The sequence below is a fragment of the Klebsiella sp. JN_Kp126 genome, assembly GCF_033843325.1.
GTDB classification, from domain to species: domain Bacteria; phylum Pseudomonadota; class Gammaproteobacteria; order Enterobacterales; family Enterobacteriaceae; genus Klebsiella; species Klebsiella michiganensis.
The window spans coordinates 40,248-65,834 of the sequence record NZ_JAWXQV010000044.1 but is presented as its reverse complement, the minus strand read 5'-3'; the positions used below and the strand labels follow the sequence as shown (position 1 = coordinate 65,834).

Here is a 25,587-nt window from a genome sequence, read left to right as displayed (position 1 = left end):
TTCATCCCGAATCATTCAGTAAAATATCGTGCGCGGTAAACAAGCTACAACAGCAATAGCTGGCTTGCGTCTAGTTGTAATCCATATAAAAACGAGTGACGGCGTAAAAATCCCCAGCCTTAATATGTTGCTGAACCGGAACCAGCGAAGCGGTGAATTTCAGTGTATTATTCTCATCACTTAGCAGGTATCCCGAGGAGGGTTCTCCAAAAGTTAAAACTTCCCCACGGCGATCGCGAATCTGTATACCAAACCCCTTTCCTTCCCCATCCGGAATTAATACGGTCGGGTCCTGCGATGACGCATTGCCGGTAAAAGTAATCGTGGCATAAGCACCGGGCGTTGATTGATTTTCGCTGCCGTAAGACGCGCAGCCCACTAAGCGCACCAGAAAAGGCCGGACGAGCTTACCTTCTTGATCCATATTAATATCGCGAGCGGATATGTTGCCGAAATCCACCCATAGCTCCCGCGAGCTGGGATCAATATCGCAGGCGGCAGCAACCAGCTCCCCCGAAAGCGCCAGCTGTCCGGGCGTAAAATTAGTACTCGAAGCATGTCCGGAAAAGAGTAATACCGATACGAATAGCGCCATCAGTCTCTTTTTCTCTGTATCCTTAACCATACTCAGAATTCCATATTATCGGGTACACCATCCAATATCGCGGGGAGGAACCTCCCCGCGAGCGATAACTCAAAATCGATTATTGATAATCGATAGTGAAATTGATCGTTGACTGGAATGCACCCGCGGTTACGGTAGTGGTAGAACCGCTCGCTGCCGCTTCCGCTTTCAGGAAGGCCACGAAAGGAATGGTGTTAGTACCATCGACCAGGGTGACCGGCGTGGTCTGCGCGCCCCAGGTCACAGTCTGGCTAGCGCTATCTTTCAGGCCGATACCTGCACCAGATGCGGTACCAGAAGTAAAGGCAGCCAGAGTAGGATCGTTCGGGTTAACCGAAGTCGGGGTATAGGAAACAACGGCGCTGCTGGCGATGGTGGTATCGCAATACTGCAGCTCGATGTTTTTGGTTTCAGTTGCCTGACCACCGCCTTGCAGCAGGGAAACTGGAACCTGACCAAAATCAACGGTTACCGGGCTGGACGACGGCGCTAAACCACACGCGGTATTCACCAGCTCACCCTGAAGCTCAATCTGACCATTAGTGGTATCAGCCAGTGCAGACATTGAGCCGAGAGCAGCAGTTAATGCCACAGCCATAGCAACTTTATTCAGTTTCATAGAAAATTCCTGCGTTATAAATTTTTATCCTAAAGAGTAAGGAGCTATAAAATTGCTGAGTTATACTCTCATAACAATTTGCAGCCCTCCGCATCACCGAAAAATCCGTTTCAATAATTAGACTATTAATTAATATTAATAATTTAATTAAAGCCAGATCCCCTGGTCGACAAAAATACTAACAAATCATTTTTTAGGTAAAAAGAGATACATTTACAAAGGAATTAAAAAAAGATTTAACCTCGCGAACAATGCCACCATAGGAAATTAACTCGCAGAATGCTGAGATATATCCTAAAAACAAATTACGACAGGTAATTAATAGAGGATAAACGAAAGATGTTGATGGTAAGAGAATTGTAACACAGATCACATTTTATTAACAAAGACCCTTTTCTGCTATACGCAATAGTGAAAAGCAGGCGGAATAAGGGAAATAACGCGAGGCGTAAGGCGCCGGTGAAAAACGGATTTCTCCCCGTCTACACCATCGACCTGCATTCGCCAGTATAGCCTTTTTCCGCTGCGACCTCCCCCTCCGGCATACCGCCGCTGCTTCTTGTTTTCCTGACCTGAAGACTCCGTTATCATGCGGCTCATGAGTCAATAAACAAAAATGCACAGTTTCACGGGAACCGATGAGCGATAGCGCGACGTCATGAAAACAATAAACTCCGCTAACTCATTAAAACTTCAGAAAATGGACAGCAAAAACTGATGAGTACACTAGAGAATCTTGACGCCCACACCCCGATGATGCAGCAGTATCTCAAGCTGAAAGCCCAGCACCCGGAGATTCTGCTGTTTTACCGGATGGGTGATTTTTACGAACTGTTCTATGACGATGCGAAACGCGCATCGCAGCTGCTGGATATCTCGCTGACGAAGCGCGGCGCTTCCGCGGGCGAACCGATTCCGATGGCCGGGATCCCCCATCACGCGGTTGAGAACTATCTGGCTAAGCTGGTTAATCAGGGCGAGTCGGTGGCCATTTGCGAACAGATTGGCGATCCGGCAACCACCAAAGGGCCGGTTGAACGCAAAGTCGTCCGCATTGTGACACCGGGTACCATCAGCGATGAAGCGCTGCTGCAGGAACGCCAGGACAATCTGCTGGCCGCCATCTGGCAGGACAGTAAAGGTTTTGGCTACGCCACCCTCGATATCAGCTCCGGACGTTTTCGCCTGAGCGAACCCGCTGACCGCGAAACGATGGCGGCGGAGCTTCAGCGCACCAACCCCGCCGAGCTGCTGTACGCGGAGGATTTTGCCGAGTCGTCGCTGATTGAGGGCCGCCGCGGCCTGCGCCGCCGTCCGCTGTGGGAATTTGAAATCGACACCGCGCGCCAGCAGCTCAATCTCCAGTTCGGCACGCGCGATCTAGTTGGTTTCGGCGTTGAAAACGCCCCGCGCGGCCTGTGCGCCGCCGGCTGCCTGCTGCAGTACGTCAAAGACACCCAGCGCACGTCATTGCCGCATATCCGCTCCATCACGATGGAGCGCCAGCAGGACAGCATCATTATGGATGCGGCCACGCGCCGCAATCTGGAGATCACCCAGAACCTGGCCGGCGGCTTTGATAATACGCTGGCCTCAGTGCTCGACTGCACCGTGACCCCCATGGGCAGCCGTATGCTTAAGCGCTGGCTGCATATGCCGGCGCGCGACACCGCCGTGCTGGTAGAGCGCCAGCAGACCATCGGCGCGCTGCAGGAACATTACACCGAGCTGCAGCCGGTACTGCGCCAGGTCGGCGACCTCGAACGTATTCTGGCGCGCCTGGCGCTGCGCACCGCCCGCCCTCGCGATTTAGCGCGTATGCGTCACGCTTTCCAGCAGCTGCCGGCACTGCGCGCGATGCTGGGGGACGTCGACTGTGCGCCAGTACAGCGGCTCCGGGAAAAGATGGGGGAATTTAGCGAGCTGCGTGAACTGCTGGAACGGGCGATTATCGATGCGCCGCCGGTACTGGTTCGCGACGGCGGCGTTATCGCCCCCGGCTATAACGCGGAACTCGATGAGTGGCGCGGCCTGGCCGATGGCGCGACCGATTACCTCGACAGACTGGAAGTTCGCGAGCGCGAGCGTCTGGGGCTGGACACGCTGAAGGTAGGCTACAACGCCGTCCACGGCTACTACATCCAGATTAGCCGCGGTCAGAGCCAGCATGCGCCGATCCACTACGTCCGTCGCCAGACCCTCAAGAACGCCGAGCGCTATATTATTCCTGAGCTGAAGGAGTATGAAGACAAAGTGCTGACCTCCAAAGGGAAGGCGCTGGCGCTGGAAAAGCAGCTGTACGATGAACTTTTCGATATGCTGCTGCCGCATCTTGGCGATCTGCAGCAGAGCGCCAGCGCGCTGGCGGAGCTCGATGTGCTGGTGAACCTCGCCGAGCGCGCGGAGACCCTCAACTACTGCTGCCCGACTTTTAGCGATAAGCCGGGTATTCGTATCAGCGAAGGCCGCCATCCGGTGGTTGAGCAGGTTCTGAAAGAGCCGTTCATCGCTAACCCGCTGCACCTCGCCCCGCAGCGGAGAATGCTGATTATCACAGGTCCGAATATGGGCGGTAAAAGTACCTATATGCGTCAGACCGCGCTGATCGCCCTGCTGGCGTATATCGGCAGCTACGTTCCGGCGGAAAAAGTCGATATCGGCCCCATCGATCGTATTTTCACCCGCGTCGGCGCGGCGGATGACCTGGCCAGCGGCCGCTCAACCTTTATGGTAGAGATGACCGAAACCGCCAATATTCTGCATAACGCCACCGAGCATAGCCTGGTGCTGATGGATGAAATCGGTCGTGGCACCTCGACCTACGATGGTCTGTCGCTGGCGTGGGCCTGCGCGGAAAATCTGGCGAACAAGATTAAGGCCCTGACCCTGTTTGCCACCCACTACTTCGAGCTGACCCAGCTGCCGGAGAAAATGGAAGGCGTGGCCAACGTCCATCTTGATGCTCTGGAGCACGGCGACACTATCGCCTTCATGCACAGCGTGCAGGATGGCGCGGCCAGTAAGAGCTACGGTCTGGCGGTTGCCGCGCTGGCCGGTGTGCCGAAAGAGGTGATTAAACGCGCGCGGCAGAAGCTGCGCGAGCTGGAAAGCATTGCGCCGAGCGCTGCCGCCACGCAGGTGGACGGTACCCAGATGTCGCTGCTTTCCGCTCCGGAAGAGACCTCGCCCGCGGTTGAAGCGCTGGAGAATCTTGACCCGGATTCGCTGACTCCGCGCCAGGCGCTGGAGTGGATCTATCGCCTGAAGAGCCTGGTGTAGTTCTCGTTTAACGTGAAAAAACGGCAGCGCCCTGCGGTGCTGCCGTTTTAACAAATGCAAACTGAGTGCGAGAGGATGCATCCTGACAACCAATACGCGGGGTTGCCCCCCGCGCTGATGCTATTTCTTCGATTCGTAAGCGAGAACAGCTTTAAACTCCATACTACGCTCTTTAATACTGAGTTCGCACAGCGAGCTGCGCACCAAAAGCGTAAATCCCAGTACCGTAATACACAGTACAACGATTGCCACAAGGGCATATTTTGTTAGCATGTCTTGCCTCCCTGCAAAGAAGAGACTAACATCTGAATTGTTAGGGTTCATACGCCAGCCTCGGTTGATAGAAATATCTTCTGGGGCTTTCGTCTATCTGAATCCTTGTCAATGCTCAAAGCCAGATAGCCTCAAGCACCCGCCGCTATTCTATATTTTCCCGGCCGCGAAACTTATCGGTAATTTATCAAACCCGTTGATTTTATTATAAACTGGAAGAAGGCTCGCAAACGTATCTGCTCTATTAACCTTTTATGCAATTTGAAAATTTAATTAATAAATATTTTGCATTGATTAACTAAATATAAAAAGGCCCGACTAAGCGGGCCCGTTGATTTTAGCGTTTATCTTCCGCCAGCAGCGGCGGAATATGAGGCACCATTGGCGCGTCATCGATATCCTTTTGGGTCATGCGGAACGCTTCCGGATAATGTTCCCGGCTGGTGCGGCGTAGCGGTTCAGTATTCCGCCAGGTGTAGAAACAGTGCTGGCACTGAAATACCATCCAGACATCTTTTACCGGCGATGTTGCCAGCACTTCAATATGTTTATCGGCGCAGCGTGGACAAATCATCTTCTTCTCCTTATTTACGGTTGGCCAGCATGGCGGTCAGTTTTTCAGCCCAGGCTTTGGTTTCAGGAAGATCCTGTACCGGCTGGCTGTAGTGGCCGCGCAGATCGGGCGCAACCGGCGTGGTGGCGTCGATAATCAGTTTGTCGGTGATCCCCGCCGGGCTGGAGCCTGGATCAAGCTCCAGGACCGACATATTCGGCAACTGCACCAGGTCACCCGCCGGGTTGACCTTCGACGACAGCGCCCACATCACCTGCGGCAGGTTGAACGGGTCGACGTCTTCATCAACCATGATCACCATCTTCACGTAGCCCAGGCCGTGCGGCGTGGTCATCGCCCGCAGACCCACCGCGCGGGCAAAGCCGCCGTAGCGTTTTTTGGTGGAGATAATCGCCAGCAGGCCGTGGGTGTACATCGCGTTGACGGCCTGCACCTCCGGGAACTCGGCCTTCAGCTGCTGATACAGCGGTACGCAGGTGGCCGGGCCCATCAGGTAGTCGATCTCGGTCCACGGCATACCGAGATAGAGGGACTCGAAAATCGGATTGCTGCGGTAAGAAACCTTATCGATACGCACCACCGTCATATTACGGCCGCCCGAGTAGTGGCCGGTAAATTCGCCGAACGGGCCTTCAATTTCGCGCTTGCGGCTTTCAATCACCCCTTCGAGGATCACCTCTGACCCCCACGGTACGTCGAAGCCGGTCAGCGGCGCGGTGGCGATTGGGTACGGGCTTTCACGCAGCGCGCCGGCCATCTCATATTCCGACTGATCGTATTTCAGCGGCGTGGCGCCCATCAGGGTGATAATCGGATCGTTACCCAGGGTAATGGCAATCGGCAGGTCTTCACCGCGCTCTTCCGCTTTGTGCAGATGCAGAGCGATATCGTGCATAGGTACCGGCTGCAGGCCGAGTTTACGTTTGCCCTTCACCTCCATACGGTAAATGCCGACGTTTTGCTTACCAAAATTGTCCGGGTCGAGAGGATCGCGAGAAACCACGCAGGCTTTGTCGAGATAAAAGCCGCCGTCGCCGTCATTGAGACGGAACAGGGGCAGAATATCGAACAGATTAATCGCCTCGCCGTCAACGGTATTTTCCGCCCACGCCGGGTTTGCCCGCCGCTCCGGCGTTACCGGGAATTTATCCCAACGACGAATAAATTCGTCGATCTGATTTTTCACCGGCGTATTCGGCGGCAGCCCCAGCGAGATAGCGTGGTTCTGCCAGGAACCGATGGTGTTCATTGCCACGCGCGCATCGGTAAAACCGCGAATATTGTCAAACCACAGCGCGGGGGCGCCATCGCCGATGCGCCCGGTCGCGTTTGCCGCCGCGGCCAGATCCGGCTCCGCGTTCACTTCTTCGCTAATTTTCAGCAGTTGCCCCTGGTCGTCCAGCGCCTGCAAAAAGCTGCGCAAATCATCAAAAGCCATTATTCATTCTCCTGTGATACATTCTCTACCGCCCGCAACCCGCTCCAGCGGCGCGCTTTGTGATACTCCAGACCGAACTGATCCAGCACCCGCGTGACAACGTGGTCAGTGACGTCCTCAATGGTTTTGGGATGGTTGTAATAAGCGGGCATGGGCGGCACCATCGCCACACCCATGCGTGACAGGGCCAGCATGTTTTCCAGATGGATCGTGCTCAACGGCATTTCACGCGGCACCAGCACCAGCTTACGCCCCTCTTTCAGCACCACGTCCGCGGCCCGCCCCACCAGCCCCTCGGCATAACCGGCACGGATACCCGCCAGCGTTTTCATACTGCAGGGGATAACGATCATGCCGTCGGTACGAAATGAACCCGATGAGATGACGGCGGCCTGGTCCGCCGGACTGTGCGAGAAATCGGCCAGCGCAGCCACTTCACGGGCGCTGTAAGGCGTTTCCAGCTCAATGGTGGTTTTGGCCCACTTTGACATCACCAGATGCGTTTCCACTTCCGGCATCTCTCGAAGCGCTTTGAGCAGCGCCACGCCCAGCGGAGCGCCCGTCGCTCCGGTCATCCCTAGGATTAGCTTCATCATCGCCTCACAATTGTTCGTACACGAACGTTTTTATTAAAACTACCCTTGATAAGCTTTTCGTGCAAGTGCGTTCGTACACGGCCGCATTTTTCATCAAAACAGGAAAAATGCTAAAACGCCTCCCGAACGGCTATCATAGAGCCGACGGGTTGATTACGGAGTTGTCATGGAGTTAAAAAACGAGGCGTTTCACCTGCTACGCCAGCTTTTTCAGCAGCACACCGCCCGCTGGCAGCTTGAACTGCCGGACCTCACCAAACCGCAGTATGCGGTGATGCGTTCCATTGCCGAACATCCCGGCATTGAACAGGTGACGCTAACGGAAGCGGCGGTCAGCACAAAAGCGACGCTTGCGGAGATGCTGAGCCGAATGGAGAGCCGCGGTCTGGTTCGTCGCGAACACGATCCGGCGGACAAACGCCGTCGGTTTGTCTATTTAACCGCAGAAGGCGAAGCGCTACTGGCAAGCTCAATGCCGCTGGGTAACGCCGTTGATGAAGAATTTTTAGGTCGGCTGAACGATGAAGAACGGCAGCAGTTTTCGCAAATCATCCACAAGCTGGTAGCGCGAGAACCCAATTAACCCAGGCGCTCGCGGAGAAAATCAATAAACGCCCGGACCCTGACGGGAACGTGCTGCGCGTCCGGGTAAACCGCGTACACCCCCTGGCGCGGAAAGCTAAACGCCGGCATCACCTTCACCAGCGCGCTGTCTGCCAGCGCTGCGGCCACCAGCCATTCGGGCAGCAGCGCGATGCCGCTGCCCGCCAGCGCAAAGGCCATCAGCGCGCTGGCGCTATCTGCCGACAGCCGCGGCGCCTGTTTAATCTCGAAGGCGATGCTCTCCTCATCGGGCCCGGTAAGCGGCCAGCGGAGCGGTGCGGTCAGACGTTCATGAATAATCCACGCCGCGTGGGCCAGCTCCTCAAGCGTCTTTACAGGATGCTGCGCCAGCCATGATGGGGCAGCAACCGGGACGATGGCAAAACGCGATATCAGCGCCGCGCGGTAGCGCGAATCCGCCAGCGTCCCGAGGCGAATCGCCACGTCAAACCGTTCGGAGATTAAATCCGCGTGGTGAGAAGAAGAAACATGGCGCACGCGGAGCGCTGGATGCCGCTGGCTGAACTCCGCCAGCGCCGGGATAATCACCTGCGCGCCATATTCTGGCGTCGTTGTGATCCGCAGTTCACCGCTCAACCCCACGTGGCTGCCCCGGACGTCGTCCTGCAGGTTTTCCGCCGCTTTCAGCAGCACGACCCCGCGATGATAGAAGAGCGAACCGGCTTCCGTCAGCGTCAGCCGACGGGTCGATCGCAACAGCAGCGTAACCCCCAGCTCGCTCTCCAGCTGGCGAATGTTGAAACTCACCACCGCCTTGGTCTGCCCCAGCGCCGTCGCCGCCGCGGTAAAACTTCCGCTATCGACCACCGCTACAAACATGTTCATCCGCTGCAGGTTCAGCATCGCGCCGCCAATTGTCAAAAAATTTCAGACAGTATATCTCCGAATGTCGTGTTTATTCGCCCTGACGCTGAGGTTTACAGTAGCGGCCTTCACGGGGGGTTTAATCAATGACGTATCGCAGCAAGGTCGCAACCGTTTTTCTGCTGGGTTTCTTTCTCGACTTAATCAATATGTTCATCGCCAGCGTCGCCTTTCCGGCGATGAGCCGAACGCTGCACGCGTCGGTGGGCGAACTGGCGTGGGTCAGCAATGGCTATATTGCCGGGCTCACGCTGGTACTGCCGTTTAGCGCCTGGCTCAGCCAGCAGTTTGGTACCCGGCGGGTATTCCTGCTTTCGCTCAGCATATTTAGCTTTGGGGCTCTGGCCGCAGGAATGGCCGACTCGTTGACCAGCCTTGTCATGTGGCGCGCCCTGCAGGGGATGGGCGGCGGACTATTGATTCCGCTAGGCCAGTCGCTAACCTGGCAACAGTTCAGGCCTCATGAGCGGGCGAAACTTTCCGCCGCGGTGATGCTGGTCGGGCTGCTGGCGCCGGCGTGCTCGCCGGCGATCGGCGGGGTGCTGGTGCAGTCGCTCAGCTGGCGCTGGGTTTTCTTTGCCAGCCTGCCGATCGCGCTGCTGACGTTCGGACTGGCAGCGCTGTGGATTAAGGATGAGACACGCGTCGCGCGGCCGGGGGGACTCCTGCGTCTCTCGCTACTGCGCGATCCGCTGCTGCGCTTTTCAATGCTGGTCTATCTCTGCGTGCCGGGGACTTTTATTGGCATCAATGTCGTCGGGATGTTTTATTTACAAAGCGTGACGGGGATGTCGCCCTCCGCCATCGGCGCCCTGATGCTTCCGTGGTCGCTGGCTTCGTTTGTGGCGATCGCGACGACCGGCCGCTATTTCAATCGTCTCGGCCCCCGCCCGCTTATCGCGGTCGGCTGCCTTCTCCAGGCTGTCGGGATCGTCACCCTGGCTGGCGTCAATGCGCATACCGCCAGCAGTATGCTAATCGCGGCATTTATATTCATGGGCGCAGGCGGCAGCCTGTGCAGCAGTACGGCCCAGAGCAGCGCGTTTCTGAATGTGGCGAACGGCGATATGCCGGACGCCAGCGCGCTGTGGAATCTTAACCGCCAGCTCAGTTTCCTGATGGGATCTGCGCTACTGGCAGCCTTACTGAGCGCCTTTTTGCTTTACTGGCCAACGCCGCAGGCGTGGCGTGGCGTATTTATCGCCGCCGCCGCGTTGACCCTGGCGCCGCTGCTGGGCTGCCTTACCTTCGATAACCGGGCGATAATCATGCGCCTGCACGGTAAAATGGAGAACAAATGAATCGCTATATTGCGGAAGTTATTGCGGCCCACGTGGCTATAGAAAACTGGCTGAATCAGGGGGACGGGAGCGCCGACGCGCTGATGCGTCGCTTTAGCCCGGACTTTACCATGATCCCGATAAACGGTATGCGCATGGATCATCAGGCGGTCAGCGCCTTTTTTCACGGGGCTCGCGCCAGCCGTCCGGGCTTAAAGATTGTCGTCGATAGTGCCGCCATACTTGCCGAATGGCGCGATGGCGCAGCGGTGAGCTACCGGGAAACACACGCTCTCCCAGGCAAAGCGGAAACCGCGCGCTGGTCGACGGTTCTTTTCCGTCTGCAGGAAGAGAAAATCATCTGGCGGCACCTCCACGAGACGGCGATCGCGTAAGCGACGGAGGCCCAAAAAAGAAAAAGGCCCAATCAAAGGATTGAGCCTTTTTTAAGAAAGGTGTCTTACTCGCGGAACAGCGCTTCGATGTTCAGCCCCTGGCTTTGCAGGATCTCCCGCAGACGGCGGAGACCTTCTACCTGGATCTGACGCACGCGTTCGCGGGTCAGGCCAATTTCGCGGCCCACATCCTCAAGCGTCGCGGCTTCATAGCCGAGCAGACCAAAGCGACGAGCCAGCACTTCACGCTGCTTGGCGTTCAGTTCGAACAGCCATTTGACGATGCTTTGTTTCATATCATCGTCCTGCGTGGTGTCTTCCGGGCCGTTGTCTTTTTCATCGGCCAGAATATCCAGCAGCGCTTTTTCCGAGTCGCCGCCCAGCGGTGTATCCACCGAGGTAATGCGCTCGTTCAGACGCAGCATCCGGCTCACGTCATCAACTGGCTTATCCAGCTGTTCGGCTATCTCTTCCGCGCTTGGCTCGTGGTCCAGCTTATGGGACAACTCGCGTGCGGTACGCAGATAAACGTTCAGCTCTTTGACGATATGGATAGGTAAACGAATGGTACGGGTTTGGTTCATGATCGCCCGTTCAATCGTTTGGCGAATCCACCAGGTCGCGTAAGTCGAAAAACGGAACCCACGTTCCGGGTCAAACTTCTCAACTGCGCGAATCAGCCCCAGGTTACCTTCTTCAATCAGATCCAGCAGAGCCAGACCGCGATTGCCGTAACGGCGGGCTATCTTGACGACCAGACGCAGGTTACTTTCGATCATCCGGCGGCGTGACGCAACGTCACCACGCAGCGCGCGACGCGCAAAATAAACCTCTTCTTCGGCCGTCAGCAGTGGGGAATAACCAATCTCTCCAAGATAAAGCTGCGTCGCATCGAGCACCCGTTGGGTTGCTCCCTGCGAAAGAAGCTCTTCCTCAGCCAGATCGCTATCACTGGGTTCCTCTTCAACTAAGGCTTTCTCATCAAAAACCTCGACTCCGTTCTCATCAAATTCCGCGTCTTCATTTAAATCATGAACTTTCAGCGTATTCTGACTCATAAAGATGGCTCCTACCCGTGATCCCTGAGCAAAGCACCTTCCGCTAAACATCACTTAAAAGACGCCCGGACGAGAACCTTTTCTGCCCCGGTAAAGCAGGCATTCTGGCCGCCCTGGCGCCTCTTTTAGCGATACTGAGCTTATCCGTACTTTGCCAAATTATCGCTGCGGTAAATACTGCAGCGGGTTGACGGATTTCCCCTTGTAACGAATTTCAAAATGCAAACGTGTAGAACTTGTACCTGTGCTACCCATGGTAGCGATTTTCTGCCCCGCCTTGATATCTTGTTGCTCTTTTACCAGCATCGTATCGTTATGTGCGTAGGCGCTCAGGTAATCATCGTTGTGTTTGATGATAATAAGATTACCGTAACCGCGCAGTGCGTTACCGGCATAGACGACGCGCCCATCTGCGGTCGCGACAATAGCCTGTCCTTTACTGCCTGCAATATCAATACCTTTATTGCCACCTTCGGCACCACTAAAGTTCTCGATAACCTTGCCATCAGTCGGCCAGCGCCATGAAGAGATCGGCGAACTGGTTGACGTACTGCTTGCAGTCGATTGGGTTGTGCTGACAGCCGGGGCCGTAACAGGCGCGACGGTTGTTGTCGTCGTCGCAGGCTTGTTATTCGGCAACATCTTATTAGCACTCTGTTCACCTGAAGATTCAGAATACGTAATAGTTGGTTGGGACGCAACCACCGCGGTGGATTTTTGTGCAGAATTTGCGGTTAACATCCCGCCGCTGCTGGCCTTCACGCTGGCCTGGGCGACAGGGTTATCTCCGGTGATTGGCTGACCGGACGCGTTGCCAACCTGCAGCGTCTGACCCACGTTCAGACCGTACGGCGCCGGGATATTATTACGCTGCGCCAGGTCGCGGAAGTCGTTCCCGGTGACCCACGCAATATAGAATAGCGTGTCGCCGCGTTTAACAGTATAGGTACTGCCGCCGGTATAGCTACCTTTCGGAATATCCCCATACTTACGGTTGTAGACAATTTTGCCGTTCACCGTTTGTACCGGCTCCTGAGCCATCGGCTGAACCTGAGCGGGCTGCGTCTGCACCGGCTGCGTTTGTACCGGGCGCGCCTGCGGAACGTTATTGGATGGAGGCGTGATCAGCATTCCGGAATTCGTGCTGGAAGACGAAGTCCCGCCAGCCGAGCTGACCGGCGCAGGCGGATTGTTGGAGCTGCTGCAGCCTGCCAGCCACAGTGACACCAGTGATAAAGCCGCAATGCGGCTTAAGGTAAAATTTGGGCTTCCCGCGCTCATTTATCCCCCAGGAATATGTTAACTACCAATATCTTGCTCACCGGACGGCGCCCGGCCAGGACACGAAAAATGCGTCCACCCTATGCCTAAATGCAGGCAAAAAAACCTGGAATAATCCGGGTTCAGGCTAACTCCCCCTTCACGAGGGGAACAAAGCGCACGGCTTCGACAGTATCAATGACAAACTCGTTGCCGCGCCGACGGATCCGCTTCAGGAACTGATGCTCTTCGCCAACCGGCAGCACCAGTACGCCGCCATCGTCCAGCTGCGCCAGCAGCGCGGCCGGAATTTCCGGCGGCGCGGCGGTAACGATAATCGCGTCGAACGGCGCACGCGCCTGCCAACCCTGCCATCCATCGCCGTGACGGGTTGAAACATTATGTAAATCAAGTTGTTTAAGACGACGGCGCGCATGCCACTGCAAACTCTTAATTCGCTCAACCGAGCAAACGTGATGCACCAGATGCGCCAGAATCGCCGTCTGATAGCCAGAACCGGTGCCGATTTCCAGCACCCGGGACTCCGGCGTTAGCGTCAGAAGCTCGGTCATCCGCGCCACCATGTAGGGTTGCGAGATGGTTTGCCCCTGACCAATCGGCAGCGCCGTGTTTTCCCACGCCTTATGTTCAAAGGCTTCATCAACAAACTTTTCTCGCGGCACCATGGCGATCGCGTTCAGCACGCGCTCGTCAATAATGCCCTGCGTGCGGAGCTGATTGAGAAGACTTTCAACACGTTTACTTACCATTGCGTATCAACTCCAACGCGATCCAGCCAGTCGCTAACCACCTCATGCGCGCCGTGGGCGGTTAAATCGACGTGTAGCGGCGTGACCGACACATAGCCTTCATCCACGGCGGCAAAGTCGGTATCCGGCCCGGCGTCGTACTTTTCGCCCGGCGGTCCGATCCAGTACAGCGTATTGCCGCGCGGATCTTTTTGCGGGATCACCTGGTCGGAAGGATGGCGACTGCCGCAGCGGGTCACGCGGATACCTTTGATCTGCTCAAGAGGCAGATCCGGCACGTTGATATTGAGAATGCGCCCGGTGCGCAGCGGCTCGCGGCCTAAAGCGCGCAGAATAGAGCAGGTGACCGCGGCAGCGGTATCGTAATGCTGATAGCCGTTTAGCGAGACGGCCAGCGCCGGAAAGCCCAGATGACGGCCTTCCATCGCGGCGGCAACGGTGCCGGAATAGATGACGTCGTCACCGAGGTTGGGTCCGGCGTTAATGCCGGAAACCACGATATCCGGACGCGGCCGCATCAGGGCGTTGACCCCGAGATAAACACAGTCCGTCGGCGTGCCCATCTGTACGGCGATATCGCCGTTATCAAAAGTGAAAGTACGAAGCGAAGATTCCAGCGTCAGGGAGTTCGACGCTCCGCTGCGGTTACGATCGGGTGCAACTATCTGAACCTCAGCGAATTCCCGTAAGGCCTTTGCCAGGGTCTGAATGCCCGGCGCATGAATCCCATCATCGTTACTCAGCAATATTCGCATAGTCACCCGTTGTATTGATAAGCTCCCTTACTACGCTGGTGGCGAAGCTGCCCGCGGGCAGCCAGAAACGCAGTTCAACGGTAACGTCATCCCACCAGTTCCAGCTCATCTGCTGGGGATAAAGCAGCATCGCCCGGCGGGCGGCCTCTACTTTTTCACGCACCAGCAGCGCCTGTAGCTGCGTCTCTTCGACCACTGCCGCCTGCTCGGCGGCCAGCGCATCCCGTTGGCTTCCCCAGTCGCCGCTGCCCACAAGCGCAGCGGTAATCATCAGCTCGCGGTTATCTACCCGCGCCTGGAGTTCCGTCAGTTCTTCAGAGGCCGCAACGAACCAGCTTCCGCGCCCCGCTAATTGTAGCGCATCGCCATCAACAACCTGATTAAATTCCGGTTTTTTTAATCTAATACCAACCTGTTGATTAAACAATGCGCTGCGGGCCGCCGACAACCAAAAACTGCGTTTATTGCGATCGCGCACCGGCGCGCCGCTCTCGGCCCAGCGCAGCGCCCCCAGCAGATTACTGCCGCCGATACCGAAGCGCTGGGCGCCAAAATAGTTGGGTACGCCATGCTCAGCAATCGCCTGTAAACGCGTTTCGACATCGTCGCGATCGCTGATTTCGCGCAGCACCAGCGTAAACTGGTTCCCCTTCAACGCCCCGAGGCGCAGCTTGCGCTTGTGGCGCGCGTACTCCAGTACCTGACAGCCTTCAAGCTGAAATTTGCTCAGGTCGGGCATCTCTTTGCCCGGCACTCGGGCGCACAGCCACTGTTCAGTCACCGCGTGTTTGTCCTTCTGCCCGGCAAAGCTCACTTCACGCGCATGAATTTTAAGGAATTTTGCCAGCGCGTCAGCAACAAAACGGGTATTGCAGCCGTTTTTCAGAATACGCACCAGCACATGCTCGCCTTCGCCGTCAGGCGCAAAGCCGAGATCCTCAACCACCACAAAGTCCTCCGGGTTGGCTTTTAGCAGCCCCTGGCTCAGCGGTTTTCCATGCAGATAAGTGAGTTCGTCAAAAGCGATCATTTCTCCGCCTTACGCAGCAGCGCCACCGCTTCACAGGCAATGCCTTCGCCGCGACCGGTAAAGCCCAGCTTTTCCGTGGTGGTAGCTTTGACGTTAACATCGTCCATATGGCAACCGAGATCTTCGGCAATAAAGATGCGCATCTGGGGAATATGCGGCAGCATTTTTGGCGCCTGGGCGATAATGGTGACGTCAACGTTGCCAAGGGTATAGCCTTTCGCCTGAATCCGCCGCCACGCTTCGCGCAGCAGTTCGCGGCTGTCGGCGCCCTTAAAGGCCGGGTCGGTATCCGGGAACAGCTTGCCGATGTCGCCCAGCGCCGCCGCGCCGAGCAGCGCATCGGTCAGCGCGTGCAGCGCGACGTCGCCGTCGGAGTGGGCCAGCAGCCCTTTCTCGTAGGGTACGCGCACGCCGCCGATGATGATTGGGCCTTCACCGCCAAAAGCGTGTACGTCAAAACCGTGTCCAATTCGCATTAAGCCTTCTCCTGGTGTCGGGAACGGGTAAGGTAAAATTCGGCCAGCGCCAGGTCTTCCGGGCGCGTCACTTTAATATTATCAGCTCGTCCGGCGACCAGTTCAGGATGAAAGCCGCAGTACTCCAGCGCCGAGGCTTCGTCGGTGATGGTCGCCCCTTCATTAAGCGCCCGCGTCAGGCAATCAACAAGCAGTTCGCGAGGGAAAAATTGCGGCGTCAGCGCGTGCCATAAATCGTTACGTTCAACGGTATGGGCGATGGCAGCCCTGCCCGGCTCCGCGCGCTTCATCGTGTCGCGAACCGGAGCGGCCAGAATGCCGCCCGTACGGCTGGTTTGGCATAGCTGAAGCAGGCGGCTGAGATCGTCCTGGTGCAGGCAGGGGCGCGCGGCATCGTGCACCAGCACCCAGTCGGCTTCGCCAAGAACCTTCAGGCCAGCGAGAACGGAGTCCGCGCGTTCCGTGCCGCCATCAACAACGGTGATTTGGGAGTGGTTCGCCAACGGCAGTTGGCTGAAGCGAACGTCGCCCGGGCTGACGGCAATCACCACCCGCTGTATAAGGGGGTTTGCCAGCAGCGCGGCGACCGCGTGCTCGAGAATCGTTTTGTTACCGATTGAGAGATATTGTTTAGGGCATTCCGTTTGCATTCGGCGGCCAAAACCGGCTGCCGGCACCACGGCGCAAACGCCCGGAAAAGTGGCTGCCATGTTGTAATCCTGGGCCTGTTTATCGATTATTCTGCTGTTGCCCCGCGGCCTGGTTGCGTTTTGACGCATCCGGCACCAGACGATAAAACGTTTCGCCCGGGCGGGTCATACTGAGTTCATTGCGCGCGCGCTCTTCGATAGCTTCCTGACCGCCGTTGAGGTCGTCAATTTCGGCGAACAGCTGATCGTTGCGTGCTTTTAATTTAGCGTTCGTTGCCTGCTGCGCGGAGACATCGTCGTTAACCCGGCTATAGTCGTGCAGACCATTTTTGCCGAACCATAGCGAGTACTGCAGCCAGACCAGCAAAGCCAATAACAGCAGCGTTAGTTTACCCATCCTGCCCCCTGAAAAACGGCATCATCATCCCATAACTCGCCCGAGTTCTCTACTCTGGCGCGCGGACGACGCCGCGTAACGCGGGGACTGTACCACATTTTTACCGTTGATACCCAGGCTAGATTCATTCGTAGAAAGGACTACCCCAGTAGCCAGAGGAACAGCAGACCGAACATCAGTCCGACGGTTAAAATCGTCGCGCAGACGCTGTACTGAAGTTTGCCGTCCATCAGCGAATGCAGCGCGATGCCAACCACGACGGCAACCGGCATTAATGCCAGGAAGAACGGCCAGGTGTAGAGGAAGACAAATAGCGTGTTACTGCCATAGATCAGGAAGGGAATACCCAGCGCCAGCAGCCATGAAATAAAGCCAACGGCAGCGCCCGACAGAGACCAGGTGGTCTCGTCGCTGACTGCCGGCGGCGGTTCTGAACGAATAATACTGATGTTCTGGGTATTGCGCATATCGAATCCTGTTGACCTGGCGATCGGCATCCTGTGATGATGCCGCTGCCGTTTCAGGATCTGATAATATCGCTCTGTCGTAGCAGGTCTAATAATTGGTGCACCAAATTTGTTACCAATTGTTCACCGTCGAGGTGAATTTCGGCGCGCTCCGGGGATTCATACACTGAATCAATTCCGGTAAAGTTGCGCAGCTCCCCGGCCCGTGCCTTCTTGTACAGCCCTTTCGGATCCCGCGCTTCGCAGATCGCCAGCGGCGTATCGACAAAGACTTCAATAAAGCGCCCTTCGCCCAAACGTTCGCGCACCATCTGCCGCTCTGCGCGATGCGGTGATATAAACGCAGTCAATACTACCAGCCCGGCATCCACCATCAGCTTCGCCACTTCACCCACCCGGCGAATGTTTTCTTTGCGGTCGTCGTCGCTGAAGCCAAGATCGCTGCACAGGCCGTGACGCACGTTATCGCCATCCAGCAAATAGGTGCTCACGCCGAGCCGATGCAGCGCCTCTTCCAGCGCGCCGGCAACGGTGGATTTCCCCGAGCCCGAAAGCCCGGTGAACCACAGCACCACGCCGCGATGGCCATGATGCTGCTCGCGCTGCGCCTGCGTGACAGGATGTGCGTGCCAGACGACGTTTTCGTCATGTCGGGCCATTACTTGCCTCCCAGCAGGTCGCGGGCGTCCCAGTGCGGGAAGTGCTTGCGAATAAGCTGGTTCAGCTCAAGCTCAAACGCGCTGTATTGCGAAGCGCCTGCCTGAGCCTGCTCGTTCGGTTCGCGTACCATCCCTGCGCCAACGGTCACGTTGGTCAAACGATCGATAAAAATCAGGCCCCCGGTGACCGGGTTATCCTGGTATTTATCCAGCACCAGCGGCTCGTCGAAAGTCAGATCCACCAGCCCAATGCCGTTGAGCGGCAGCGATTCCACTTCGCGCTGGGTCAGGTTGTTAATATCAACCTGGTAGCGTACGCCATCCACGCGGGCGCGGGTTTTCTTACCGGCGATTTTAATGTCATAGCTCTGGCCAGGCGTTAGGGCCTGCTCCGCCATCCATACCACATCAACGCTGGCGCTTTGTACCGCAGGCAGAGAGACCGTCGCGTCCACCAGCAGGTCACCGCGGCTGATATCAATTTCATCCTTCAGCACGAGAGTGATAGCTTCCCCGGCCGCCGCTTCCGGCAGATCGCCGTCAAAGGTGACGATGCGCGCCACGGTGGATTCTACCCCCGACGGCAGCACTTTCAGGCGCTGTCCTACGCTCACGCTGCCGGCGGCAACCGTACCTGAGAACCCGCGGAAGTCGAGGTTCGGGCGGTTGACGTACTGCACCGGGAAGCGCAGCGGCTGGCTTTCCACCACGCGCTGAATCTCAACGGTTTCCAGCACTTCCAGCAGCGTAGGGCCGCTGTACCACGGCATTTTATCGCTCTGGCTGGCGACGTTGTCCCCTTCAAGCGCGGAAAGCGGGACAAAGCGAATGTCGAGATCGCCTGGCAGCTGTTCAGCAAAGGTCAGATACGCTTCACGAATGGTGTTAAAGGTATCTTCGTTAAAATCGACGAGGTCCATTTTGTTCACCGCCACCACCAGGTGTTTGATCCCCAGCAGCGTGGAGATAAAGCTGTGACGACGGGTTTGATCGAGCACGCCTTTGCGCGCGTCGATCAGCAGGATCGCCAGGTCGCAGGTTGACGCGCCGGTCGCCATGTTGCGGGTATACTGTTCGTGTCCCGGGGTGTCGGCGATAATAAATTTGCGCTTCTCGGTTGAGAAGTAACGATAGGCGACGTCAATGGTAATGCCCTGCTCACGCTCGGCCTGCAGACCGTCCACCAGCAGCGCCAGATCGAGTTTTTCGCCCTGGGTACCGTGACGTTTGCTGTCGTTATGCAGCGAAGAGAGCTGATCTTCGTAAATCTGACGGGTATCGTGCAGCAGGCGGCCAATCAGCGTACTTTTGCCGTCGTCGACGCTGCCGCAGGTCAAAAAGCGCAGCAGGCTTTTGTGCTGCTGGGCATGCAGGTAGGCTTCAACGCCGCCTTCATTGGCAATTTGTTGTGCAATAGTCGTATTCATGGCGGCTCCTTAGAAATAACCCTGACGTTTCTTCAGCTCCATGGAGCCTGCCTGGTCGCGGTCAATCACGCGCCCCTGTCGTTCGCTGGTGGTCGAGACCAGCATCTCTTCGATGATCTCCGGCAGCGTTTGCGCATTGGACTCCACCGCGCCGGTCAGCGGCCAGCAGCCGAGGGTGCGGAAGCGTACCATCTGTTTTTTGATCATCTCGCCGGGCTGTAAATTGATGCGATCGTCATCGATCATCATCAGCATCCCGTCGCGCTCCAGCACCGGACGCTCCGCCGCCAGGTACAGCGGAACAATTTCAATATTTTCCAGATAGATGTACTGCCAGATGTCCAGCTCGGTCCAGTTGGAGAGCGGGAACACGCGGATACTTTCGCCCTTGTTAATCTGGCCGTTATAGTTGTGCCACAGCTCCGGGCGCTGGTTTTTCGGATCCCAGCGGTGGAAGCGGTCGCGGAAGGAGTAAATACGCTCTTTAGCGCGGGATTTCTCTTCATCGCGACGGGCGCCGCCGAACGCGGCATCGAAGCCGTATTTGTTCAGCGCCTGCTTGAGGCCTTCGGTTTTCATGATATCGGTATGCTTGGCGCTGCCGTGAACGAACGGGTTAATCCCCATCGCTACCCCTTCCGGGTTTTTGTGCACCAGCAGCTCACAGCCGTAGGCTTTAGCTGTACGGTCACGGAACTCGTACATTTCGCGGAATTTCCAGCCGGTATCGACGTGCAGCAGCGGGAACGGCAGGGTGCCCGGATAAAACGCTTTACGCGCCAGATGCAGCATCACGCTGGAGTCTTTGCCGATGGAGTACATCATCACCGGGTTAGAGAATTCGGCGGCCACCTCACGAATGATATGGATGCTTTCCGCCTCCAGTTGCCGCAGGTGAGTAAGTCGTTTTTGGTCCATAACCGTTCCTTAAGCCAGATTTACTACAGAAGCCTTAAAGGCGTCTGAGGATGAGGTGTGTTGAAACCAGGCGAGCTGTTGATGTAATTGCACCACTTCACCCACCACCAGCAGCGCGGGCATCGGGGCGTCTTTCGCCAGGTTTTCAAGCTGTTGTAATGTGCCGGTCTTCGTTTGCTGATCGGCGCGAGTGCCGCGCGAGATTACCGCCACCGGGGTATCGCCTCCGCGGCCGTTGGCGATCAGCTGGGCGCTGATTTCCGCCGCTTTCAGGCTGCCCATATAAATCGCCAGGGTCTGGCCGCTTTGCGCCAGCCGCGCCCAGTCGAGCGGCGAATTTTCAGCGCCAAAGTGCCCGGTAATAAAGGTTACGCTCTGGGCATAATCACGATGCGTCAGCGGAATACCGGCATAGGCCGTTGCGCCCGCCGCCGCCGTGATACCCGGGACGACCTGAAACGGAATGCCTGCTTCGGCTGCGGCCTGCAGCTCTTCACCGCCGCGGCCAAAAATAAACGGGTCACCGCCCTTCAGGCGAATCACCGTCTTGCCCGCTTTCGCCGCTTCCAGCAGCAGGCGGTTGATCTCCTGCTGCGGTACAGATACGCCGGCGGCGCTTTTGCCGACGCAGATTGTCTCCGCGTCCCGGCGCACCAGTTCACGTACTTCCGGGGTGACCAGGTTGTCGTAAAACACCACGTCCGCCTGCTGAAGGGCCTGCAGGCCGCGCAGGGTCAGCAATCCGGCATCGCCTGGCCCTGCCCCGACGAGAATAATTTCACCAGGGCGTTTTTCCGGCTGAAGAAGTTCATCTTCCAGCGCTTTTTCCGCTTCATCTTTATTGCCCGCCAGAATCAGGCTGGCAAAGCGACCGGTAAACACGCGCTCCCAAAAGCGGCGGCGTTCGGCGGTGGTTTTCAGATGGGTTTTAATATGGTGACGCCAGTAGCTCGCCGTTTCAGCCAGCCGACCCAGGTTGGTGGGCAGCAGCGCTTCGATTTTTTCGCGCAAAATCCGCGACAGCACCGGCGCTTTTCCGCTGGAAGAGATAGCCACCAGCAGCGGAGAACGATCGACAATGGATGGAAAGACAAACGAGCACAGCGCCTGATTATCCACGACGTTGACCAGCCGATAGCGCGCGTTAGCCGCGACATAAACGCGTTGGTTCAGCTCGTCATCTTCCGTGGCGGCAATCACCAGGAATACGTCGTCAAGCTGCTGCTCTTCGAATACGGTTGCCCGCCACTGAATTTCCTCGCGCTCGACCTTTTCGGCAAGTTCCGGTATCAACGTTTCGGCGACAATTTGCACCTTCGCTTCAGCGCGCAGCAAAAACGTAATCTTACGCGCGGCTATCTCGCCGCCGCCGATCACCAGCACGGGTCTGTCTTTCACTTCGGCAAATATCGGCAAGTATTCCACTGCGCAACAACTCTCTTACAATCAGCAATAGAGCGACTATAGGGTGCGGTTTAGAGCAAATGAAATTACGAAATGGAATGAGTTGTTACTCAAAAGAATAACGACCTGGGAAAGCAAATATCAAAAAGTGCTTAACACGCGGTTTTTCCACCATTTAAGAGCGATTGAAATTGTTTAACCCCGGTCACAGTTTCATACTACGCGGGTGAAATTGTTTTAAGTGCTAAAGGACCCCCTATGTTTTCCGCATTGTGCCGTCGCCTGCTCCCCCTGGCGTTGGGCGCAGGTTTTGTCTTCTCCGCCGCCCCGGCATTCAGCGCCCCGGGCGAAACCGCCAATGCCCAGGCTCGTCATATCGCCACCTTTTATCCCGGAAGAATGACCGGCACGCCGGCCGAGATGCTGTCGGCCGATTATCTCCGCCAGCAGTTCGCCCAGATGGGTTACCAGAGCGATGTGCGCAGCTTCAATATCCGTTACGTCTATACCGATAGCAATCAGCGTAAAAACTGGCATAACGCCACCGGCAGTACGGTGATCGCCGCTCATGAAGGCCAATCTCGTCAGCAGATTATTATCATGGCGCACCTGGATACCTACGCGCCGCAGAGCGATAAAGATGTTGAAAACAACCTCGGCGGCCTGACCCTGCAGGGGATAGACGACAACGCGATGGGTCTCGGCGTCATGCTGGAACTTGCTGAACAGTTAAAGAACGTTCCTACCCGTTACGGTATTCGCTTCGTCGCCACCAGCGGTGAAGAAGAAGGCCGGCTGGGTGCGCAGAATCTGCTTAAGCGCATGAGCGACGCGGAAAAGAAAAACACCCTGCTGGTGATTAATCTCGATAACCTGGTGGTGGGCGATAAGCTGTACTTTAATAGCGGCCGCAGCACGCCAGCATCGGTGCGCAAGCTCACCCGCGACCGGGCGCTGGCTATCGCCCGTAGCCACGGCATAGCGGCCTTCACCAATCCTGGGATGAACCGGGACTTCCCGAAAGGCACCGGCTGCTGCAACGACGCCAGCGTTTTTGATAGCGCCGGGATCCCGGTACTGTCGGTGGAAGCGACCAACTGGTCATTAGGTAAGAAAGACGGTTATCAGCAGCGGAGTAAATCACGCAGCTTCCCGCAGGGCACGAGCTGGCATGATGTACAGCTGGATAACCTGCAGTATATTGATAAAGCGCTGCCGGGGCGTATTGAGCATCGCGGACGCGATGTGATGAAAGTGATGCTGCCGCTGGTGAAAGAGCTGGCGAAGGCGGAGAAGAGACCCGCCTCAAAATAGACTAACGATAAAAATCCGGCAACAAGGACTGTCGCCATGATGCGTTTTCATTTTTTAATACCGTTGTTACTGCTACTGGCTGTCAGCGCGCGATCCATCGCCGACAGCCAGGTTTATATCTGGCAGCGCGTCTGGCAGGACGGGTTGGATTTGGGCTCGGAACCCAGCATCGGTAAAACATCGGTATAAGCGCTATGTTAAAAACGGCGCACTGTTCCCATGAGCCCAAAATTTGGCAAGTATTACCTGGAAGCGGACTTTGCCACACTAAAGAATGCTGGAAAAAATAAAGTACAGGATAATAAGGATGGCGGCGCGGGGAACACAATGCCAGAAATAACAGCCATTATTCTAACTCCGGTTTATCCCCGCTGGCGCGGGGAACACGATACAACGCCAGCCAGCTCTCCGACATACGATCGAACATGGCATTTGCCGTCGCCATCGTCGGCAGACCAAAATAGAGCCCCTGCGCCTTTCCCGTAGCCATCAGACGATGTGTCAAAATAAGCGCAGCCTCTGTTTTTCCAGCACCAGTCACATCTTCAAGAATAAATAATTGCGGATCTTGTTTATCAATATCCAGCTCAAGCGTTTTTTGCTGCAATGGGGTGGGCTGTTGAATAAAGGGAAATAACGCCGTTATTCCGCTAAAAGAGGCAACGTCAGAGGAAGGTGGGAAAACGGTTACGGCTACTTTCGCTTTAACCAGCGCATGCTGTTGCCAGTATTCATCGACCTCCATCGATTTTGTAATTCGGGGGAAATATCGGGTTGAAGAACCAACCCAGTCAGCCAGTACTATCGTAGCGGAAATAAACCATGAGAGATCTTTAAAAAACGCAATACCGTTATCATCATCCCAAAACTCAGGAATCTCAATCAGTGGAAATAATGATTTAACCCTGGTAAGAAAATCACGGGCCGCTTCTTTATCCTGCTGACGAAAATTTTTTAGTTCTGTTACTGAAGAAGGCGGTCGCCCATGATGTCCTGTCGTAAGGGGCATCCAAAGCGCAATGACGCGCTTTAACTTACGAGCAGAAAGAGGGGATTCGGGGAAAAGTTCAGGGCACTCGCTTAAATAATCATTCCAGAGCCAATACCCCAGAGTCGCATGCGGGATGGCTTCATAATATTTTATATATTCGTCCTGCGCATTTAACTCTTCATGACGATAAAGCTGCTGAAAAGAGTGGGCAAACTTTCCAATATCATGCCAGCATAGTAGCCATGCAAAAAATTGTGCCGCCTGAATTCTATGATGAAGCCCCAGTTTGTTAAGATAATCATTAATGCCATGGATATTATGCTGCACCATCCAATAGCCAACGGCTGCAACATCCAGCGAATGCCAGCACAGCAAGTGATAATCATCACCGCCATCATCCTCTCCGCGCCGGGATTTCCCCCAATAATTGAACATTATCTCTATTGTTCCATTTAGCAGGCGTATTTATTCAAGTATGTTCACACTGCAAAATAAGAGAAATGATTTACATCAAAAATATTTGATCTTTGCGATGAAATTGATAACAAATATTAATTATTAATAATTATAAAGACATCAAATAATTAATTAACAATTCAGGAAAAAATCCCGGCAGCGCCGGGACTCATCTTAACCTTCGTGCAGCCCGCACTCTCTTTTCAGACCAAAGAAGCGCGTTTCTTCCTCCGCCATCCCCGGCTCCCATTTCCGGGTGGTGTGGGTATCCCCCACCGACAAATAGCCCTGATCCCACAGCGGGTGATACTTCAGGCCGTGCTTTTGCAGATACTGATAGACGGTACGATTATCCCAGTCGATGATCGGCAGCACCTTAAACACGCCGCGCTGGATCGCCAGCACCGGCAGGTGGGCGCGACTGCCGGACTGCTCGCGGCGCAGGCCCGCAAACCAGGTTTGCGCATTCAGCTCTTCCAGCGCCCGGTTCATTGGCTCGACCTTGTTAATATCATTGTACTTTTCAATACCCTCAACGCCCTGCTCCCACAGCTTACCGTAGCGCGCCTCCTGCCAGGCGGCGCTCTCCTTCGCCCGATAGATCTTCAGGTTCAGATTGAGTTTGTCCGTTAACTCGTCGATAAACTGGTAGGTTTCCGGGAACAGATAGCCGGTATCGGTCAGAATGACCGGAATATCCGGGCGCACCTGATTGACCAGATGCAGGCTCACCGCCGCCTGAATACCAAAGCTCGAAGAGAGCACATATTCGCCCGGCAGGTTTTCCAGCGCCCACGCGACGCGCGCTTCCGCGCTCAGCTTTTCCAGCTGGCTATTGGTTTCCGCCAGCTGCAAAACACGATCGACCTTCGGTAATGCGTTCAGCGCGTTTAGATCGAGTACGGACATAAGAACCTCGCTTGCCTGTTTCGCCGGGCGGTACTGCGTTTGCCCGGCCTACAAAACCCACAGGCCCGGATCGCTGCTC

Annotated in this window: 27 protein-coding genes and 1 pseudogene; 6 read left to right on the top strand and 22 right to left on the bottom strand. The window is 56.0% G+C overall.

Annotated features, from left to right (window positions below; genetic code table 11):
• Nucleotides 1–70 precede the first annotated feature (70 nt).
• Both SIK97_RS04650 and SIK97_RS04645 read right to left on the bottom strand, forming a co-directional pair.
• A complete protein-coding gene (locus SIK97_RS04650) occupies nt 71–625 on the bottom strand; it encodes a fimbrial protein (RefSeq protein ID WP_014226579.1) in 555 nt (184 codons plus the stop codon).
• A gap of 79 nt (nt 626–704) precedes the next feature.
• Nucleotides 705–1,244 (bottom strand): fimbrial protein, encoded by a 540-nt coding sequence (locus SIK97_RS04645; RefSeq protein WP_004124241.1) that lies wholly within the window; start codon nt 1,242–1,244, stop codon nt 705–707.
• A gap of 717 nt (nt 1,245–1,961) precedes the next feature.
• On the opposite strand from SIK97_RS04645, the gene mutS reads away from it, so the two are divergent.
• Nucleotides 1,962–4,523: a DNA mismatch repair protein MutS gene (gene mutS, locus SIK97_RS04640; protein ID WP_047723001.1), complete on the top strand. Its 2,562-nt coding sequence runs from the start codon at nt 1,962–1,964 to the stop codon at nt 4,521–4,523.
• 120 nt (nt 4,524–4,643) lie between these two features.
• On the opposite strand, the gene SIK97_RS04635 is transcribed toward mutS, so the two are convergent.
• From SIK97_RS04635 to SIK97_RS04620, 4 genes are all read right to left on the bottom strand, one after another.
• Nucleotides 4,644–4,796, bottom strand: coding sequence for a Hok/Gef family protein (locus tag SIK97_RS04635; protein WP_009651623.1), 153 nt, complete (start codon nt 4,794–4,796; stop codon nt 4,644–4,646).
• 337 nt (nt 4,797–5,133) lie between these two features.
• A complete protein-coding gene (locus SIK97_RS04630; protein ID WP_057173787.1) occupies nt 5,134–5,370 on the bottom strand; it encodes a non-oxidative hydroxyarylic acid decarboxylases subunit D in 237 nt (78 codons plus the stop codon).
• Between the two features lie 10 nt (nt 5,371–5,380).
• Nucleotides 5,381–6,808, bottom strand: coding sequence for a non-oxidative hydroxyarylic acid decarboxylases subunit C (locus SIK97_RS04625; RefSeq protein ID WP_057173788.1), 1,428 nt, complete (start codon nt 6,806–6,808; stop codon nt 5,381–5,383).
• On the bottom strand, nt 6,808–7,401 hold the full coding sequence (locus SIK97_RS04620; protein WP_032751028.1) for a non-oxidative hydroxyarylic acid decarboxylases subunit B: 594 nt from the start codon (nt 7,399–7,401) through the stop codon (nt 6,808–6,810). The genes SIK97_RS04625 and SIK97_RS04620 overlap by 1 nt, the downstream gene beginning before the upstream one ends.
• Nucleotides 7,402–7,570: 169 nt before the next feature.
• On the opposite strand from SIK97_RS04620, the gene SIK97_RS04615 reads away from it, so the two are divergent.
• Nucleotides 7,571–7,987: a MarR family winged helix-turn-helix transcriptional regulator gene (locus tag SIK97_RS04615; protein ID WP_032751029.1), complete on the top strand. Its 417-nt coding sequence runs from the start codon at nt 7,571–7,573 to the stop codon at nt 7,985–7,987.
• Here the strand turns inward: SIK97_RS04615 and SIK97_RS04610 are convergent.
• Nucleotides 7,984–8,871: a LysR family transcriptional regulator gene (locus tag SIK97_RS04610; RefSeq protein ID WP_047722997.1), complete on the bottom strand. Its 888-nt coding sequence runs from the start codon at nt 8,869–8,871 to the stop codon at nt 7,984–7,986. The genes SIK97_RS04615 and SIK97_RS04610 overlap by 4 nt on opposite strands.
• Before the next feature lie 107 nt (nt 8,872–8,978).
• Here SIK97_RS04610 and SIK97_RS04605 point away from each other — a divergent pair, with 107 nt between their 5' ends.
• Together SIK97_RS04605 and SIK97_RS04600 are read left to right on the top strand one after the other, a co-directional pair.
• Entirely contained in the window at nt 8,979–10,193 is a 1,215-nt protein-coding gene (locus tag SIK97_RS04605; RefSeq protein ID WP_047722996.1) for an MFS transporter, read from the top strand.
• Nucleotides 10,190–10,567 carry a DUF4440 domain-containing protein gene (locus SIK97_RS04600; protein ID WP_032751032.1) on the top strand — a complete coding sequence of 126 codons (378 nt, stop codon included), beginning with the start codon at nt 10,190–10,192 and terminating at the stop codon, nt 10,565–10,567. The genes SIK97_RS04605 and SIK97_RS04600 overlap by 4 nt, the downstream gene beginning before the upstream one ends.
• Before the next feature lie 65 nt (nt 10,568–10,632).
• Here SIK97_RS04600 and rpoS read toward each other — a convergent pair whose 3' ends face one another.
• The 13 genes from rpoS to cysG form a co-directional block, all read right to left on the bottom strand.
• The gene (gene rpoS, locus SIK97_RS04595; RefSeq protein ID WP_004104962.1) at nt 10,633–11,625 is read right to left on the bottom strand and encodes an RNA polymerase sigma factor RpoS; all 993 of its coding nucleotides are present in this window, start codon (nt 11,623–11,625) and stop codon (nt 10,633–10,635) included.
• 159 nt (nt 11,626–11,784) lie between these two features.
• Complete coding sequence (gene nlpD, locus SIK97_RS04590; RefSeq protein WP_223852525.1) at nt 11,785–12,846, bottom strand: murein hydrolase activator NlpD; 1,062 nt, start codon at nt 12,844–12,846, stop codon at nt 11,785–11,787.
• Between the two features lie 182 nt (nt 12,847–13,028).
• Nucleotides 13,029–13,655 carry a protein-L-isoaspartate(D-aspartate) O-methyltransferase gene (locus SIK97_RS04585; protein WP_009651549.1) on the bottom strand — a complete coding sequence of 209 codons (627 nt, stop codon included), beginning with the start codon at nt 13,653–13,655 and terminating at the stop codon, nt 13,029–13,031.
• Entirely contained in the window at nt 13,649–14,410 is a 762-nt protein-coding gene (gene surE / locus SIK97_RS04580) for a 5'/3'-nucleotidase SurE (protein WP_049103728.1), read from the bottom strand. Before surE ends, SIK97_RS04585 begins: the two co-directional genes overlap by 7 nt.
• Entirely contained in the window at nt 14,391–15,440 is a 1,050-nt protein-coding gene (truD, locus tag SIK97_RS04575) for a tRNA pseudouridine(13) synthase TruD (RefSeq protein WP_014226586.1), read from the bottom strand. The genes surE and truD overlap by 20 nt, the downstream gene beginning before the upstream one ends.
• A complete protein-coding gene (gene ispF / locus SIK97_RS04570; protein WP_004853615.1) occupies nt 15,437–15,916 on the bottom strand; it encodes a 2-C-methyl-D-erythritol 2,4-cyclodiphosphate synthase in 480 nt (159 codons plus the stop codon). Before ispF ends, truD begins: the two co-directional genes overlap by 4 nt.
• Nucleotides 15,916–16,626 (bottom strand): 2-C-methyl-D-erythritol 4-phosphate cytidylyltransferase, encoded by a 711-nt coding sequence (ispD, locus tag SIK97_RS04565; protein ID WP_004853617.1) that lies wholly within the window; start codon nt 16,624–16,626, stop codon nt 15,916–15,918. Before ispD ends, ispF begins: the two co-directional genes overlap by 1 nt.
• A gap of 19 nt (nt 16,627–16,645) precedes the next feature.
• Nucleotides 16,646–16,963, bottom strand: coding sequence for a cell division protein FtsB (ftsB, locus tag SIK97_RS04560; RefSeq protein WP_004104977.1), 318 nt, complete (start codon nt 16,961–16,963; stop codon nt 16,646–16,648).
• Nucleotides 16,964–17,103: 140 nt separating this feature from the next.
• Nucleotides 17,104–17,430, bottom strand: coding sequence for a DUF3561 family protein (locus tag SIK97_RS04555; protein WP_014839365.1), 327 nt, complete (start codon nt 17,428–17,430; stop codon nt 17,104–17,106).
• Nucleotides 17,431–17,483: 53 nt separating this feature from the next.
• Nucleotides 17,484–18,089 carry an adenylyl-sulfate kinase gene (cysC, locus tag SIK97_RS04550; RefSeq protein ID WP_004853621.1) on the bottom strand — a complete coding sequence of 202 codons (606 nt, stop codon included), beginning with the start codon at nt 18,087–18,089 and terminating at the stop codon, nt 17,484–17,486.
• Nucleotides 18,089–19,516, bottom strand: a complete 1,428-nt coding sequence (gene cysN / locus SIK97_RS04545) for a sulfate adenylyltransferase subunit CysN (protein WP_032751037.1) — start codon at nt 19,514–19,516, stop codon at nt 18,089–18,091. The genes cysC and cysN overlap by 1 nt, the downstream gene beginning before the upstream one ends.
• 9 nt (nt 19,517–19,525) lie before the next feature.
• The gene (cysD, locus tag SIK97_RS04540; RefSeq protein WP_004104981.1) at nt 19,526–20,434 is read right to left on the bottom strand and encodes a sulfate adenylyltransferase subunit CysD; all 909 of its coding nucleotides are present in this window, start codon (nt 20,432–20,434) and stop codon (nt 19,526–19,528) included.
• Between the two features lie 9 nt (nt 20,435–20,443).
• Nucleotides 20,444–21,850 (bottom strand): siroheme synthase CysG, encoded by a 1,407-nt coding sequence (cysG, locus tag SIK97_RS04535; protein WP_192831091.1) that lies wholly within the window; start codon nt 21,848–21,850, stop codon nt 20,444–20,446.
• A 246-nt stretch (nt 21,851–22,096) separates the two neighbouring features.
• Between cysG and SIK97_RS04530 the strand changes: the two genes are divergently transcribed.
• Nucleotides 22,097–23,152 carry an aminopeptidase gene (locus tag SIK97_RS04530; RefSeq protein WP_057173789.1) on the top strand — a complete coding sequence of 352 codons (1,056 nt, stop codon included), beginning with the start codon at nt 22,097–22,099 and terminating at the stop codon, nt 23,150–23,152.
• A 36-nt stretch (nt 23,153–23,188) separates the two neighbouring features.
• Nucleotides 23,189–23,341 (top strand): hypothetical protein, encoded by a 153-nt coding sequence (locus tag SIK97_RS04525; protein ID WP_162934496.1) that lies wholly within the window; start codon nt 23,189–23,191, stop codon nt 23,339–23,341.
• Between the two features lie 196 nt (nt 23,342–23,537).
• Here the strand turns inward: SIK97_RS04525 and SIK97_RS04520 are convergent.
• A pseudogene (locus tag SIK97_RS04520) lies at nt 23,538–24,578 on the bottom strand (CRISPR-associated endonuclease Cas3''); the annotation flags it as partial.
• Between the two features lie 195 nt (nt 24,579–24,773).
• Complete coding sequence (gene cysH / locus SIK97_RS04515; protein ID WP_014226592.1) at nt 24,774–25,508, bottom strand: phosphoadenosine phosphosulfate reductase; 735 nt, start codon at nt 25,506–25,508, stop codon at nt 24,774–24,776.
• Between the last annotated feature and the right edge of the window lie 79 nt (nt 25,509–25,587).